The organism is Clostridium sp. AT4 (genome assembly GCF_001517625.2).
In the GTDB taxonomy this organism is placed as follows: Bacteria; Bacillota; Clostridia; order Lachnospirales; family Lachnospiraceae; genus Enterocloster.
This window is the reverse complement of sequence record NZ_LN999828.1, coordinates 1896754-1912625: the sequence shown is the minus strand read 5'-3', so window position 1 is coordinate 1912625 and position 15872 is coordinate 1896754. Positions and strand designations below refer to the sequence as shown.

The 15872-nt window shown below is 47.6% G+C and carries 15 protein-coding genes and 3 tRNA genes; 17 read left to right on the top strand and 1 reads right to left on the bottom strand.

What is annotated here, in order from left to right; genetic code table 11:
- The first annotated feature begins 23 nt into the window (after window positions 1-23).
- From truA to BN3656_RS15150, 15 genes are all read left to right on the top strand, one after another.
- Entirely contained in the window at window positions 24-785 is a 762-nt protein-coding gene (truA, locus tag BN3656_RS15220; RefSeq protein ID WP_066549929.1) for a tRNA pseudouridine(38-40) synthase TruA, read from the top strand.
- The gene (locus tag BN3656_RS15215; RefSeq protein WP_066549926.1) at window positions 782-1969 is read left to right on the top strand and encodes a cation diffusion facilitator family transporter; all 1188 of its coding nucleotides are present in this window, start codon (window positions 782-784) and stop codon (window positions 1967-1969) included. The genes truA and BN3656_RS15215 overlap by 4 nt, the downstream gene beginning before the upstream one ends.
- Before the next feature lie 40 nt (window positions 1970-2009).
- Complete coding sequence (locus BN3656_RS15210; RefSeq protein WP_066549923.1) at window positions 2010-2525, top strand: RNA polymerase sigma factor; 516 nt, start codon at window positions 2010-2012, stop codon at window positions 2523-2525.
- Window positions 2526-2580: 55 nt separating this feature from the next.
- Window positions 2581-2653, top strand: a tRNA-Gln gene (locus BN3656_RS15205).
- A gap of 86 nt (window positions 2654-2739) precedes the next feature.
- Window positions 2740-2812: transfer RNA gene (locus BN3656_RS15200), tRNA-Gln, on the top strand.
- 36 nt (window positions 2813-2848) lie between these two features.
- Window positions 2849-2921, top strand: a tRNA-Gln gene (locus BN3656_RS15195).
- Between the two features lie 113 nt (window positions 2922-3034).
- Window positions 3035-3763 carry an acyl-ACP thioesterase domain-containing protein gene (locus BN3656_RS15190; protein WP_066549920.1) on the top strand — a complete coding sequence of 243 codons (729 nt, stop codon included), beginning with the start codon at window positions 3035-3037 and terminating at the stop codon, window positions 3761-3763.
- 15 nt (window positions 3764-3778) lie between these two features.
- Window positions 3779-4612 (top strand): S1-like domain-containing RNA-binding protein, encoded by an 834-nt coding sequence (locus BN3656_RS15185; RefSeq protein ID WP_066549914.1) that lies wholly within the window; start codon window positions 3779-3781, stop codon window positions 4610-4612.
- 115 nt (window positions 4613-4727) lie between these two features.
- The gene (locus BN3656_RS15180; RefSeq protein ID WP_066549907.1) at window positions 4728-5585 is read left to right on the top strand and encodes a YitT family protein; all 858 of its coding nucleotides are present in this window, start codon (window positions 4728-4730) and stop codon (window positions 5583-5585) included.
- Between the two features lie 194 nt (window positions 5586-5779).
- Entirely contained in the window at window positions 5780-6892 is a 1113-nt protein-coding gene (ugpC, locus tag BN3656_RS15175; RefSeq protein WP_066549900.1) for a sn-glycerol-3-phosphate ABC transporter ATP-binding protein UgpC, read from the top strand.
- A 150-nt stretch (window positions 6893-7042) separates the two neighbouring features.
- On the top strand, window positions 7043-8131 hold the full coding sequence (locus BN3656_RS15170; RefSeq protein WP_066549897.1) for a helix-turn-helix domain-containing protein: 1089 nt from the start codon (window positions 7043-7045) through the stop codon (window positions 8129-8131).
- A 15-nt stretch (window positions 8132-8146) separates the two neighbouring features.
- Window positions 8147-8818, top strand: coding sequence for a cell division ATP-binding protein FtsE (gene ftsE, locus BN3656_RS15165; protein WP_066549895.1), 672 nt, complete (start codon window positions 8147-8149; stop codon window positions 8816-8818).
- A 57-nt stretch (window positions 8819-8875) separates the two neighbouring features.
- Entirely contained in the window at window positions 8876-9778 is a 903-nt protein-coding gene (locus tag BN3656_RS15160; protein ID WP_066549893.1) for a permease-like cell division protein FtsX, read from the top strand.
- 19 nt (window positions 9779-9797) lie between these two features.
- Complete coding sequence (locus BN3656_RS15155) at window positions 9798-11012, top strand: M23 family metallopeptidase (protein ID WP_066549888.1); 1215 nt, start codon at window positions 9798-9800, stop codon at window positions 11010-11012.
- 59 nt (window positions 11013-11071) lie between these two features.
- On the top strand, window positions 11072-12406 hold the full coding sequence (locus BN3656_RS15150) for a S41 family peptidase (protein ID WP_066549885.1): 1335 nt from the start codon (window positions 11072-11074) through the stop codon (window positions 12404-12406).
- 95 nt (window positions 12407-12501) lie between these two features.
- Here the strand turns inward: BN3656_RS15150 and BN3656_RS15145 are convergent, their stop codons facing one another.
- Window positions 12502-13890, bottom strand: a complete 1389-nt coding sequence (locus tag BN3656_RS15145; protein ID WP_066549884.1) for a sodium:alanine symporter family protein — start codon at window positions 13888-13890, stop codon at window positions 12502-12504.
- A 192-nt stretch (window positions 13891-14082) separates the two neighbouring features.
- On the opposite strand from BN3656_RS15145, the gene BN3656_RS16755 reads away from it, so the two are divergent.
- Window positions 14083-14259, top strand: coding sequence for a hypothetical protein (locus tag BN3656_RS16755; RefSeq protein ID WP_167544890.1), 177 nt, complete (start codon window positions 14083-14085; stop codon window positions 14257-14259).
- Between the two features lie 123 nt (window positions 14260-14382).
- Complete coding sequence (locus BN3656_RS15140; RefSeq protein ID WP_066549881.1) at window positions 14383-15870, top strand: AAA family ATPase; 1488 nt, start codon at window positions 14383-14385, stop codon at window positions 15868-15870.
- The last annotated feature ends 2 nt before the right edge of the window (window positions 15871-15872 follow it).

Here is a 15872-nt window from a genome sequence, read left to right as displayed (position 1 = left end):
AATAGTTAGAAAGGACAGAGCAGATGAATTACAAGATGATTCTGGCCTATGACGGTACCCGGTACAATGGCTGGCAGAAGCAGGGAAATACAGACCGGACCATTCAGGGAAAATTAGAGCAGATTCTTACCAGGATGGCAGGCGGACCCATAGAGGTTTTCGGCTCCGGGCGCACGGACAGGGGTGTTCATGCGGAAGGTCAGACAGCAAATTTCCATTTAAAGCAGACAGAAGAATATGAAGACAAAAGTTTACAGATTCTGGAATATATCAACACCTACCTTCCTGAGGATATTGCGGTTCTTTCCTGTGAGGCAGTACCGGAACGCTTTCACAGCCGTTTAAGCGCAGCGAGAAAGACGTACCGTTACCAGATTGAGATGAGCCCTAAAAAGAACGTATTTCAAAGAGATTATTATTATGGTCTTGGTTGCAGGCTGGATCAGAAAAAAATGGAAGAAGCGGCAGCGTTTCTTATCGGAACCCATGATTTTAAGAGTTTTTGCGGCAACAGCCGGATGAAAAAATCAACCGTCCGCCGGATAGACTCCATTGAATTTGAAGCAGCGGGAGAGAGCCGCCTGCATATCCGCTATACAGGAAATGGCTTTTTGCAGCAGATGGTTCGGATTCTTACAGGAACGCTCATCGAAGCAGGGCTGGGAAAGAGAGAGCCTGAGCAGATGAAGGCCGTTCTGGAAGCCCTGAACCGCCAGGCAGCAGGGTTTACGGCTCCGGCTCAGGGGCTTTTTCTGGAAAAGGTTGAATATGGTGAGGGAAAATGACAGAATTTCTGGTAAAACATTTTGTAAAAGGATATGAAAATACGGAAAAAGATGAGGTGCGGACTTCCTACGGCATTTTAGCGAGTATCGTAGGAATCTTCTGCAATCTTCTTCTCTTTGGAGCCAAGCTTTTTATCGGGCTTCTGGTAAACAGCGTTTCTGTTATGGCAGATGCATTTAACAACCTGTCCGATGCGGCCTCCTCCATCATCGGCTTTATCGGCGTGAAGATGGCAGGTAAGCCGGCCGATGCGGATCACCCCTTTGGACACGGAAGAATTGAATATATTTCTGCTTTTATCGTGGCATTTCTGGTCATCCAGGTGGGCTTTTCTCTGTTTAAAACATCTGTGGGAAAGATCCTTCACCCGGAGCCTATGACCTTTAAATGGATTTCGGTAGTGATTCTGATTTTATCAATCTGCGTGAAATTCTGGCTTTCCGCGTTTAACCGGAAGCTGGGAAAGCGGATCAATTCAAAGGTGATGCTTGCCACAGCTGCAGACGCAATGGGAGATGTGGTCACAACGGGAGCAGCAGCCCTGTCTCTTCTGGTATTTGGCCTCTGGAATGTAAATATTGATGGCATTACAGGTCTTATGGTGTCAGCAGCAGTGCTTTTTGCAGGCTACAATATTGCAAAGGATACGCTGGCGCCTTTGATCGGAGAAGCCATTCCTCCTGAGGTCTATGAGGAAATATCCAGCTTTGTAGAAGGGTTTGACGGTATTTTGGGTACCCATGATCTCATTGTTCACAACTACGGTCCATCCAAAAGCATGGCCTCTATTCACGCAGAGGTTTCAGCGGGCGCGGAAATTGCAGAATCCCATGCGATCGTAGACCGGATTGAGAGGGAAGCCGCCCGGAAAATGGGACTTTTGCTGGTAATCCATATGGATCCGGTAGAAACAGATAATGAGCGGTTAAATACATACAGGAAAATGCTGGAAAATGTTTTGGCAGATGTGGATGTACGTCTGTCCTTCCATGATTTCCGCATGGTAGGGAAGGATAAAAATGTCTGTCTGATTTTTGATCTGGTGATTCCAAGAGAATATAAAGATGGTGCAGTGGGAAAACTGAGAACAAGGATCAGCAATGAAATGCGCCGGAGAGATCCGGACTGCCGTTGTGCTATTACAGTAGAAAACAGCTACCGTTCAGAAGAAGGAGTAAAGTAGGGTTTCATAAAAAGCTGATCCCTGAAAGGGGATACCATTGATGAAAGAGGAATGGATACAGAAGATCGCGGAGGGAGACAGGGATACCTTCCGCGATTTTTATAAAGAGGCTGCGGGGCCGGTATACAGCTTTATCCTGTCTCTCACAAGGGATGTCCATGAGGCAGAGGATCTGATGCAGGATACCTTCTTATGCGTATGGGACAGGGCAGAGGACTATGAACCGCAGGGAAAGCCCCTGGCCTGGGTGTTTACCATAGCCAGACATCTGTGCTACATGAGATTCAGACAGCGCAGGAGGGAAACGGAGCTTTCTGAATGGGATAAAGAGGAAGAGGGGGAGGTATACGCGGCATTGGAACAGGCGCCGGAACGTAAGGTTTTGTCTGATGCTCTGGCTGCCTTAAGGGAAGAGGATCGGCAGATCGTGCTTCTTCATGCGGCAGCAGGCTTAAAACACAGGGAAGTGGCTTCAGCTTTGGGCCTTCCTCTGGCTACAGAGCTGTCAAAATACAACCGCTCCATGAAAAAGCTTCAAAAAATCCTGCAAAAATAAAAAAAATACTTGACGTGACTCTATAGCTGCTATATAATATATAGCGTTGTATTGATGGGCTATCGCCAAATGGTAAGGCAACGGACTCTGACTCCGTCATTTTCAAGGTTCGAATCCTTGTAGCCCAGCTAAAGCATTTTTATAAAAAGTGCTTGACGAAATTTGTTATTCTGTGTATAATAATTTTCGCAGCTGCGGATGCGGCAAAGAATAATGGGCTATCGCCAAATGGTAAGGCAACGGACTCTGACTCCGTCATTTTCAAGGTTCGAATCCTTGTAGCCCAGCTGAGAAGCATATGGCGTCTCTACATAATTAAATAGTGGGCTATCGCCAAATGGTAAGGCAACGGACTCTGACTCCGTCATTTTCAAGGTTCGAATCCTTGTAGCCCAGTTGAAAAGCCTTTAGATGCAGATGCATTTGGAGGCTTTTGTTTTGCCTGAAAGTATGATATACTTACAGAATAGGAGATTTGGCCTGAGGGCCCAAAGCAGAGAGAGGCAGCTATGTATCAGTTTAAGAGCAGGATCCGGTACAGTGAAACAGATGAAACAGGACGGCTGAGCGTACCGGGAATTATCAATTATATGCAGGATTGCAGTACCTTTCAGTCAGAGGATGGCAGAATGGGAATAAGCTATCTGAAGGAGCATCATCGCGCATGGCTTCTTTCAGGCTGGCGGATCGTGATTGACCGTTATCCGAAGCTGGGGGAGGAGATTACTGCGGGAACCTGGCACTGCGGCAGCAAAGGGTTTTACGGGTATCGTGATTTTGTGCTGCTGGATCAGGAAAATAATCCTCTGGTCCGGGCAAATTCTCTCTGGTTTTTCTATGATACAGAAAAAAATATGCCGGTGCGTATCCAGCCAGAAGATATCCTTCCTTACGGAATACCGCAGCCGTCTCAGGATCTGGGAGAAGCACCCAGAAAGATTCTCATTCCGGAGAAATACGAAACAGCAGCAGCTGTAGTGATCGGCCGTCATCATCTTGACACCAATCATCATGTAAATAATTCCCAGTATGTGGAGATTGCAAAGGATGCCATCCCTGTGGGGCTTAAGATCCGTGAAATCCGGGCAGACTATAAAAAGGCAGCTCGTCTGGGCGATACGGTGATTCCCAGAATCACGCCGGCAGGCCAGGGCCAGTGGACTGTGGCCCTTGTAAATGAAACGGGAGAGCTTTATGCAGCGGTATGGCTTGGAGGACAGGAGCAGCCGGGACAGTAAAAGAGGAGCAGACATATGATAGAATTAGGAAAAGTACAGGAGCTTGAGATCGTCAGGACAAAGGAATTCGGCGTATACTTAAGCGAAAAAGCAGGAGATGAGGCAGCAGTCCTTCTTCCGAAGAAACAGGTTCCCCAGGGAGCGCAGATCGGAGATAAGGTGGAGGTTTTTGTATACAAGGATTCCTCGGATCGCTTGATCTCTACCACAGCCAGACCGAAGCTTCAGGTGGGGGAATGTGCCATTTTGGAGGTAAAGGATGTAGGAAAGATAGGAGCATTTTTGGATATGGGACTGGAAAAGGATCTGCTTCTTCCCTTTAAAGAGCAGAGCCATCCGGTGCGTCGGGGAGAAAAATGCCTGGTCTGCCTTTATGTGGACAAGAGCAGCCGTCTGGCAGCTACCATGAAGGTATATTCCCATATGAGCAATCAGTCTCCTTATAAGGCAGAGGATTGGGTGGAAGGTACGATCTATGAGATCAACGAACAGATCGGAGCCTTTGTAGCAGTGGACAACCGGTATTATGGTTTGATCCCCAAAATAGAGATGTACGGCCGTTTCAGAGAAGGCGATCAGATAAAAGCCAGAGTCATGAGGGTTCGTGAGGACGGCAAACTGGATCTGTGCGTAAGGGAAAGAGCCTATGTCCAGATGGGAGCAGATGCAGAGCAGGTTTTAAAGGTCATTGACGAATTTGACGGAGTTCTCCCTTTTAATGACAAGGCGCGTCCTGAAACGATTCTCAGGGAGTTTAACATGAGTAAAAATGCCTTTAAGCGTGCCGTGGGCCGCCTTTTAAAGGAAGGAAAGATAGAGATTACAGAAAAGACCATCCGCCGGATCTGATTGATGTGTGTTTACAGGATACCAGGATCAAACGATCACAGGGTGGAGATTACAGGGCAGTTCTAAAAGGGCTGCTCTTTTTTTACAGAAAGTCCGGACAGAAGGAGGTTTGGTTATGACAGAAAAGAAACAGCAGATCCGGGATTATCTTGCAATTACCGTAGGAACGATCCTTATCGCGTTTGCTATTAAAAATATTTTTGATCCTGTGAGCATGGTAACCGGAGGCGTTTCGGGCGCGGCCATTATTTTAAAAGAACTCTGGCAGGTTCCTCTGTGGCTGACTAATACGGTTTTGAATATCCCACTGTTTTTGGCTGCCTTTCGTATGATGGGCTGGCAGTTTATCGGACGCACTTTGTACTCCACGGCCATGCTGTCTGCGGCTTTGTATGTGCTTCCGGAGATGGGACTTGTGAAGGAAGATATGATTTTATCGGCTCTTTTTGGCGGTGTTCTCAGCGGCGTGGGGACAGGGCTTGTATTCCTTGGAGGCTGTACCACAGGCGGAACGGATATGCTGGCCGTGCTGATCCGGGGAAGGCTGCGCCACTATTCATCGGCACAGATCATGCAGGTTTTGGACGGAGGTATTGTAGCAGCCGGCGCTCTTGTGTTCGGGATCAGGCCTTCTTTATATGCGATGATCGCCATTGTCTGCGTATCCAGAGTTACGGATCGCCTGATCGAAGGAATGAAGTTTTCAAAAGAGGCCTGGATCATTTCAAAACAGGACAAAGAGATTGCGGAAGCGGTGATGGAACGCCTGGGAAGAGGAGTTACCAGCATAAAAGCAGTGGGTATGTATTCAAAAGAAGAGAAAAACCTGCTGTTTTGCGTGGTTTCTCCCAAGGAAATTGTAAAAATCAAGTCAATTGTGCGTGAGTTTGATCCGCATGCGTTTTTTGTTGTCAGCGACGCTCGTGAAGTTTTCGGGGAAGGGTTTATCGAGAAGGAAGACAGGATAACATAATAAACAAAATTTTTTCAGAAAATATTGGAATGTGTTGACAGATTGGATATTTTTTTTATTCGATATACAATTTAGCTAAAACACAAAATTGAACTTTGTGGATTTACAATATGGATTAAAAAGGGACTTTCATGTATGATATAGGCAAGTCGCAAATGAGTTTACAAAAACCCAATTCAGGAGGAAATTATAATATGGCAAGCTTATCCCTTAGAAATGTTACCAAGAAGTACCCCAACGGTTTCGTTGCTGTTAAGGACTTTAACCTTGAGATTGCAGATAAGGAATTTATCATCTTCGTAGGTCCGTCCGGCTGCGGTAAGTCCACTACCCTTCGTATGATCGCAGGTCTGGAGGATATTTCCTCTGGTGAGCTGTACATCGACGGCAAGCTGGTAAATGACGTTGAGCCAAAGGACAGAGATATCGCGATGGTATTCCAGAACTACGCTCTGTATCCTCATATGTCCGTATATGACAACATGGCATTCGGCCTGAAGTTAAGAAAGACTCCAAAGGATGAGATCGATAAGAAGGTTCATGATGCAGCCAAGATCCTGGATCTGGAGCATCTGTTAGACCGTAAGCCAAAGGCTCTGTCCGGCGGTCAGAGACAGCGAGTAGCTATGGGTCGTGCGATTGTCCGCAGTCCTAAGGTATTCCTGATGGATGAGCCTCTGTCCAACCTGGATGCAAAGTTAAGAGGACAGATGCGTGTTGAGATTTCCAAGCTGCATCAGAGACTGGAAACAACGATTATCTACGTTACACATGACCAGACCGAGGCTATGACACTGGGTACCAGAATCGTTGTTATGAAGGACGGCGTGGTACAGCAGGTAGACAGCCCTCAGAATCTGTATGACAGACCATGCAACAAGTTCGTTGCAGGTTTCATCGGCGCTCCTCAGATGAACATGATCGATGCTCAGGTTGCAAAGGCTGGTTCTGACATTACCTTATCCTTCGGCGGTCACACAGTAGCGCTTCCTGCTGCAAAGGGCAAGGGCTTAGAAGAGGGCGGCTACATTGGAAAGACCGTTACTCTGGGTATCCGTCCAGAGGATCTGCATGATGAGGAAGCATTCCTTGAGGCAAATCCAAAGAGCATTTTCCAGGCTGAGATCCGTGTATACGAGATGTTAGGTTCTGAGGTTCTTCTGTACTTCGATATCGATGATGCTAACTTTACTGCAAAGGTAAATCCTCGTACAACTGCAAGACCTGGCGATTCCATCAAGGTTGCTATGGATCTGGATAAGGTACATATCTTCGATAAGGAAACAGAGAAGGTAATCATCAACTAATAGGGCAGCAGATTTCATAAATGAAAAAATCTGATTGTAAAAAAAGGCAGGAGAGGTGACAACTCTCTTGCTTTTTTTGTAATTTTGCATTAAAATATGAAAATAGAGAAAGTGGAAACTTTTGAAATACGTCAAAAAGGAGAGTATGGAATGATTTCAAATCAGATACTCCAGACTACACTGGATGGATTAAAAGCAATCACAAGAATTGATTTAGGTATTTGCGACACAGAAGGAAAGGTGCTGGCATCCACCTTTACAGACGCGGAAGAGTCAGAAAGTTCGATCCTGGTATTTGTGGATTCTCCGGCAGACAGCCAGGTGATCCAGGGATACCAGTTCTTTAAGGTATTTGACGAGCATCAGCTTGAGTATATCCTGCTTGCAAAGGGAGCCAGCGATGATGTATATATGGTAGGAAAGCTGGCTGCATTCCAGATCCAGAACCTTCTGGTGGCCTATAAGGAGCGCTTTGATAAGGACAACTTTATCAAGAACCTGCTCCTTGACAATCTGCTGTTAGTAGATATCTATAACCGTGCCAAGAAGCTTCATATTGAAACAGATGTGAAGCGCGTGGTATTTATCATTGAAACACACAATGAAAAGGATGTAAATGCTCTTGAGACCGTGCGCAGCCTTTTTGCATCCAAGACAAAGGACTTCATTACAGCAGTGGATGAGAAGAATATTATCCTTGTAAAAGAGGTTCGTCAGGGAGAGTCTTACGGAGAGCTGGACAAGACTGCCAACACAATTTTGGATATGATGAATACGGAGGCTATGACAAAGGTTCGCGTATCCTATGGTACGGTGATCAATGATATTAAGGAAGTGTCACGTTCCTACAAGGAGGCCAAGATGGCCCTTGATGTAGGCCGCATCTTCTATGCAAACAAAAATGTAATCGCTTACAGCAATCTGGGTATCGGCCGTCTGATCTATCAGCTTCCCATCCCGCTGTGCAAGATGTTTATCCGCGAGGTATTTGACGGCAAGTCACCGGATGAGTTTGACGAGGAGACCCTGGCTACGATCAACAAGTTCTTTGAGAACAGCCTGAACGTATCCGAGACTTCCAGACAGCTGTATATCCACAGAAATACCCTGGTTTACCGTCTGGATAAGCTGCAGAAGAGCACCGGACTGGATCTTCGCGTATTTGAGGATGCCATTACCTTTAAGATCGCGCTTATGGTAGCCAAATACATGAAGTATATGGAAAGCCTGGATTATTAAAATGAGGTCGGGGAAATGATAGAACTCAGTCATGTGAACAAGGTCTACAGCGAGGGAAACCGGGCTGTGAAGGATCTGAGCCTGACCATAGATGACGGAGAATTTGCCTTTATCGTAGGACGAAGCGGCTCCGGAAAGAGTACGCTTTTAAAGCTCCTTTTAAAGGAGCTTGAGCCTACTTCCGGGCGGATTGTGGTCAATGATATGGATCTGGGGAAGATGCCCCGAAGATATGTTCCGAAATACCGGAGAAAATTAGGTGTGGTCTTTCAGGATTTCCGTCTCCTGAAAGACCTTACTGTCTTTGAAAACGTTGCATTTGCTCAGAGAGTCATCGGCGTGCCGGGAAGGGTGATCCGTGACACCGTGCCCGAGATGCTGCGTCTTGTGGGGCTTTCTGCCAAATACAAGGCATATCCGGCTCAGCTTTCCGGAGGAGAGCAGCAGCGCGTGGCCATTGCAAGGGCATTGATCAACCGGCCGGAGGTTCTTCTGGCAGATGAGCCTACAGGCAATTTAGACAGCTTTAACGCCCATGAAATTATGCATCTGCTGGAGGAGATCAATCAGCGTGGAACCACGATGATCGTGGTGACACACAGCCATGAGATGGTGCAGCAGATGAAAAAACGGGTCATTACCATGGAACGCGGGGCAGTGATTCAGGATGAAGGCGGATCCAGATAAGAAAATGAGGCGCTTAAGCGTCCGGACGGGTCTGCCGGAAAGGCATAATGATTAAAAATGAGTACATTCTGGTATTGCCTGAAACAGGGCATTGCTAATATATGCAGAAATATTTTGTTTTCGCTGGCATCCATAGCGACGATTTCTGCATGTATTTTTTTATTCTGCCTTTTTTTCTCACTGGCAGCCAATGTGATCCATGGCGCCAGGACAGCCCAGGAAACGGTGGGAATCTCTGTCTTTTTCGATGAGGGGATGACAGAGGATGAAATTCTGGCAGCGGGAGAAGAAATAAAAGGCTGGAAAGAGGTGCGTCAGGCAGAGTACACCTCAGCCGAGGAAGCCTGGGATACATTTAAGGCTCAGTACTTTGAGGGAGCCGAAGATTTGGCCGAAGGGTTTGAAAACGATAATCCTCTGGCAAATTCTGCTTCCTTTGAGATTTTTTTAAACGATATTTCCGATCAGGAGTCGGTTGCAGACCGCCTGGAGGCCATGGATGGGGTGCGCCGGGTGCGGTATTCCAGTACCCTGGCAGCAGGATTTACAAGCGTTGGAAAGATGATCGGATTGATTTCGGCTCTGATCATCGGCGTGCTTCTTGCGGTAGCTGTTTTTTTGATCAGCAATACTATTTCTGTGGCAGCGGCATTCCGCAGGCGGGAAAATGAGATCATGCGCTATATAGGAGCCACTAACTTTATGATACGGGCGCCCTTTCTGGTAGAAGGCCTGCTTCTGGGACTTCTGGGAGCTCTTGTGCCTCTTGGGGGCATATGGGTTCTCTATGAAAAAGGAATGTTGTATCTGGAAGAAAATTATTCCATGATCACAGGTCTGGTTGAGCCCCTTGCGCTGGGAACCATATTCCCCTATATGACAGGGGGAGCTTTAATGTTAGGCGTCGGAATCGGACTTTTAGTAAGCTTTGTGACGATCCAGCGCCATCTGAGAGTTTAGGCAGGATAAACGAGGGCATATGAGAAAAAAGAAGATAGCGGTTTTGGCAGCAGCGGCCGCCTTGACCTTGGGAACGGTATTTTCCTCCTATGCCACCAGTAAGGCTATAGAGGATGCGAAGAAAAAGGTTTCTTCCATGGAGGAGGAAAAGAAAAAGGTAGAGTCTACTTTAAAGGAGCTGGAGGGAAAGAAGTCAGATACAGCGGCCTATGTAAAGGAGCTGGATCGAAATCTGTCCGCCCTGGCAGGGGAGCTTACAAAGCTGGAGGGAGATATTTCCCAGAAGGAAGAGCAGATAGAGGAAGCGAAAGTGGAGCTGGAAACAGCCAAAATTACGGAGAACCGCCAGTATGAGGACATGAAGCTGCGGATCCAGTATATGTATGAAAATGGTCAGACTGGCCTGTTGGAGTCCATGATGCAGTCAGAGAGCATTGCAGAGCTTTTAAACCGGGCAGAGTATGCCAGCCAGATTACCTCCTATGACAGGAAAATGCTGGAGGAGTACAGAAAAACCAGGCAGGAGGTGGCTTTAAAGGAGGAAGCTCTTAAGACGGAGCATCAGGAGCTTCTTACCCTTCAGGATTCCACGAAGGCAAAGCAGAGCTCGGTAAAGACACTGATGGCTTCCAAGGAGGCAGAGCTGGCTTCCTATGAGACGAAGATCGCTTCTGCACAGGGAGAGATTGACCAGTATAATGCGGATATCAAAGCCCAGGAGGAGCATATGGCCCGTGTGGAGGCGGAGATACGGAGAAAGGAAGAGGAAGCCAGAAAAGCAGAAGAAGCCAAGAAAAATCAGTCTTCTGCCGGTGGGGATAGTACGGTAAAAAAAGGGAACACTAATTTTATATGGCCCTGTCCTGCAAGCGGACGGATTTCATCCGCGTTTGGGGATCGGAGCTCACCGACCGAGGGAGCTTCTACCAATCATAAGGGAATTGACATTCCGGCGCCGTCCGGTTCCTCTATTGTGGCGGCAGCAGATGGCAAGGTAGTGATCTCTACATACAGCTATTCGGCCGGAAATTATATTATGATCGATCATGGCGGCGGGCTTACTACTGTATATATGCACTGCTCTCAGCTTCTCGTGAAGGAAGGGGAGACTGTAAAACAGGGACAGACTATTGCAAAGGTAGGATCGACAGGATATTCCACAGGGCCTCATCTGCATTTTGGCGTCCGGTCCGGCGGAAGCTATGTAAATCCTTCCGGTTATGTAAGTCCATAAAGGGGCATACAGTGTAACAGGACAGAGAGGCCCCTTAAAGGCCAGATAGGAGACAAAAAGTGGAAGATCAAAGATATGACAGACAAAGCGAGAGAGGAAAGGCGGCAGGAAGCCAGAACCGGTTCTGGATGGGAGTTCTTACGGGAGCTCTCGTCATGGCGTTTGTGGGGCTGATCATCGTAGGTATGTCTGCGGGAATCTACCTGTTCGGACGGCGGGTGATCAGCCGTCAGCCTCAGCCCGGCGCTCCCTCTATTACGGAGGAGCCTGCAAAGAGAGTGGACTTTGAGCAGGTGACCTCAAAGATGGAGATGATTCAGCAGATCATAGACCAGGTATTTCTTTATGACGAGGACGCTCAGAATGTAGAGGATTTTATCTACCGCGGTATGATGGCAGGCCTGGATGATCCCTATTCTGTATATTATTCCGAAGAGGATTATAAGCTGATGCAGGAAAGCACCAGCGGCACCTATTCCGGAATCGGGGCTATGATTAGCCAGAACCGCACTACCGGCCTTTGTACGGTGGTAAAGGTATTTGACGGCTCTCCGGCTCTGGAGGCAGGGATGCGGCCGGGGGATGTGGTCTATAAGGTAGAAGATACGTTAGTAGCAGGGGAAAGCCTGGATGTGATCGTGAGCAATTATGTAAAGGGAGAAGAAGGAACTCCGGTGCAGATTACCGTATACCGGGCAGACGAGGACGCCTATGTGGATCTGACTCTTACCAGAAAGAAAATAGAGGTTCCTACTGTGGAGTCCCGGATGCTGGATGAAACAACAGGTTATGTGGCTGTGAGCGAATTTGATCTGATTACAGTAGATCAGTTTAAAACAGCCATTGATGACCTGACGGCAGAGGGAATGAAGCAGCTGGTGATCGATCTGCGGAATAATCCCGGAGGTATATTAGACAGCGCCGTAGCCATGGTGGACTATCTGATCCCGGATGATATGATGGATTTTAAGAAGGGAGAGGGAAAATCGCTCATTGTTTATACGGCTGACCGAAACGGAGAAGGGGAAACCTATACCGCTTCCGATGGCCATGCAGTGGATCTTCCTATCGCCATTCTGGTAAATGGTGATTCTGCAAGCGCTTCGGAGGTGTTTACAGGTGCGATGAAGGATTATGGAAGAGCAGTCGTGGTAGGAACTACCAGCTACGGAAAGGGAATTGTTCAGAATCTCATTCCTCTGGGAGATGGTTCTGCCATTAAGCTTACGACCGCCCACTATTATACGCCGAGCGGTTTTGACCTTCATGAAAAAGGAATTGTGCCGGATGTGGAGGTTCCTTTGGATGAATCCTTAAGAACGCAGGCAGTGATCCGCCCGGAGGATGACAATCAGCTTAAAAAGGCTGTGGAGGTTTTAAATAACGGGCAGTAGGATGAAAATAAAAACGGCAGTGCCGGACGGACTTGAAAGGAAGTCCTACGGTACTGCCTTTTTTATGTTTTTTGGCGGATGGGTTGCTGTACGGTTTATGCATTCTTTGAGAAATACTCCCGCGTCAGCCGAATTACCGTTCCGGACAGCAGGAAGACAGCAATCAGGTTGGGAATGGACATAAGGCCGTTAAAGGTATCGGCAATGCTCCACAAAAGCCCCAGATCCATAGTAGCTCCGGGAATGGATACCAGAGCGTAGATTACCATAAAGGGCTTTATAAAGGCTGCGGAAAGGAGAAATTCCACACATCTTGCGCCGTAAAGCCCCCAGCCTAAAATGGTGGAGAAGGCAAAGCAGCACATGGCGATCGCGGTAAAAATGGACACCCAGTTTCCGTAGGTAGAGGTAAAGCCCAGGATCGTAAGCTCTGCTCCGGCATCCTGTCCATAGGTTATGGGAATACCGCTGCAGAGAATTACCAGAGCAGTAAGGGTACAGATCACAATGGTATCTGCAAATACCTCAAAAATACCAAACATACCCTGATGGACAGGATCATCTGTATCCGCACAGGCGTGGGCAATAGAGCCTGTACCAAGTCCGGCCTCATTGGAGAAGATGCCTCTGGAAACGCCGCGCTTCATACTGGTAAAGAAGCTTCCTACCACTCCGCCGGTGACAGCAGAAGGAGAGAATGCTCCCTGGATGATTGAGGAAAATACGCCGGGAACATTTTCCAGATGGAAAAATACCACGCCAAAAGACAGAAGAATGTAGAGCAGAGCCATGAAAGGAACCAGCTTTTCCGCTACACTTCCGATGCGCTTGATGCCGCCAAGGAGCACCAGAGCGACAGAGGAAGCCAGAAGGATGCCCATAGCCAGATTAAAGGTACCGACAGCAGAGTCAGGCAGGATGCCGTAGCCTGTGAGGGCAGACCGGACAGCCGTTGTGATGGTGTTGACCTGAGTGGCATTTCCGGTTCCGAATACAGTAAGGATACCGAAAATGGAAAAAAGATAGGCGAGCCACATCCATTTTTTCCCAAGCCCATTTTTGATATAGTACATGGGACCTCCGGCCAGATCGCCGTCCGGATTAGTTTCCCGGAAATGAACCGCCAGAGTAACCTCGGAAAATTTGGTGCACATTCCTAAAAATGCGGAAATCCACATCCAGAATACAGCGCCCGGACCGCCGATGGCAATAGCTCCGGCTACACCGGCGATATTTCCCGTACCCACAGTAGCCGCAAGGGCAGTACAGACTGCCTGGAAGGGGGTAATGGCGCCTTCGGAGGCATCTTTTTTGCTGAACATGCGGCCCAGAGTGGTGCGGATGGCATAGGGAAAGCGGCGGATCTGGATAAAACGGGTGCGAAGGCTTAAGAAAAGTCCTACTCCGATGATGCAGATCATGGCCGGTACTCCCCAGATAAAGCTGTTTACAGCTGTGTTTACGGAAGTAATAAATTCGATCATGATTATCCTTTTTAACCCTTTCTTTTGTACTGCATTTCATTATAATGGTAAAGTTTGCTTTATGTCAAACGATATAAAAGAAAAAGGGATATTTATACAACCTTAATACAGGCATTATGGATACTTATGCCGCTTTTATACAGCACAGGGTATAATAAAATAAAAAAGCAGAAGTAAGGGGATGTGAAGAGGATGAAAGAAATTATTCTGCTGGGTGCTTTGGCTGTACTGTATAAAATAGGCGGCCGTCTGTTTGACAGGCTGGATCATTTCTTCGAAGGACTTATGCCGCCTCGGGAGTCTTCGTATGAGCCTGAGGAAAGAAATCTGGAAGACGGTTGGAAAATAGAAAAAATGAAACATGCATAAAGGATGTATAAAGAAAATCGCTCCGCCGGTTGTTGGCGGAGCGATTTCATGTTACACTAAAAAGGCACGGTTTTGGAAAAGATTCCTGGCCGTAGATCTTTGTACAAAAAGGGGAATTTGATTATGCCAGTGTTTGATTTTAACCATACGCCGGAAACGGAAGATACAAAGGGAGCAGAGTGTACATACAGTATTTTTTATTCGGATGCTCCTCAGGCAGCGCCGGAGCAGCCGATTCTGGTATTAGACACAAAAGGACAGCAGTGGGAGCATCACACCTGCGGTCTCTTTACCAATCCTGTAAGGGGAACTGCTTTTGAGTTTAAGGATGGAGGCGAAACGGTCAGTGGAAATATTTTAAAAATAGACGCCCGGTTTGTAAGCCTGATCCGGTGGCTGGGGGAAAACCATATCAATGTGCGTCTGTCCGGAGAGAACAGGGAGGAAGGCTATTCCGTTTACCGCATCCGTGAAACAGCCTTTGGGGGAGGAACCAAGCTTTCAGCAGAGGACGGCTTTTTGCAGTTTATGATTGAGCGTCTGTTTGCCAGCAGTGCGCCTTCTGAGACAGAGGAGGAAGAGGAAACTGAAGAAGGAGATGATATGAAGCTTACCAGTCTCCAGAGCATTACGGATTTTATGACCTGTGCAGGAAAGACCCTTCCGGATCACATCCGTCTCTGGGCAAGAAGAAACCTGGCAGTGGCAAAGTCACATGAGGTATCCCCGGAGGAGCGCCGCCATGCTCAGAGAGCGCTGTCTATTATGATGAACGTGCGGTGGAAGCATGATTATTTTGAAGCCATTGATCCGGTAGAGGCAAGACGGATTTTAGATGAAGAGCTTTACGGCATGGAGCGGGTAAAGCAGAGGATTATAGAAACCATTATCCAGATCAACCGAACTCACACGCTGCCCGCATACGGCCTTTTGCTGGTGGGGCCTGCGGGTACGGGAAAATCCCAGATCGCTTATGCGGTGGCAAGAATCTTAAAGCTGCCGTGGACAACTCTGGATATGAGCTCCATCAATGACCCGGAGCAGCTGACAGGAAGCTCCAGAGTCTATGCCAACGCAAAGCCGGGAATTATCATGGAGGCATTTTCCATGGCAGGAGAGTCCAATCTTGTATTTATCATCAATGAACTGGACAAAGCGGCTTCCGGAAAAGGAAATGGAAATCCGGCAGATGTGCTTTTAACCCTGCTTGACAATCTGGGCTTTACGGATAACTACATGGAATGTATGGTGCCTACCTCAGGCGTATATCCCATTGCCACAGCTAACAATAAGGAGCAGATCAGCGCACCATTAATGTCCCGTTTTGCGGTGATCGATATTCCGGACTATACATTGGAAGAAAAAAAGATCATTTTCTCAAAATTTGCTCTGCCAAAGATCCTGCGCCGCATGAGCCTGCGCAAAGAGGAGTGTATCCTGACCGAAGAGGCTCTTGATACCGTAGTGGAGCTTTATTCAGATACGAGCGGAATCCGTGATCTGGAGCAGGCTGCGGAGCATATCGCTGCCAATGCCCTGTATCAGATCGAGGTGGATCATCTTGAAAAGGTGGTATTTGACGGAAAAATGATCCGGGAGCTTTTGGGATAATA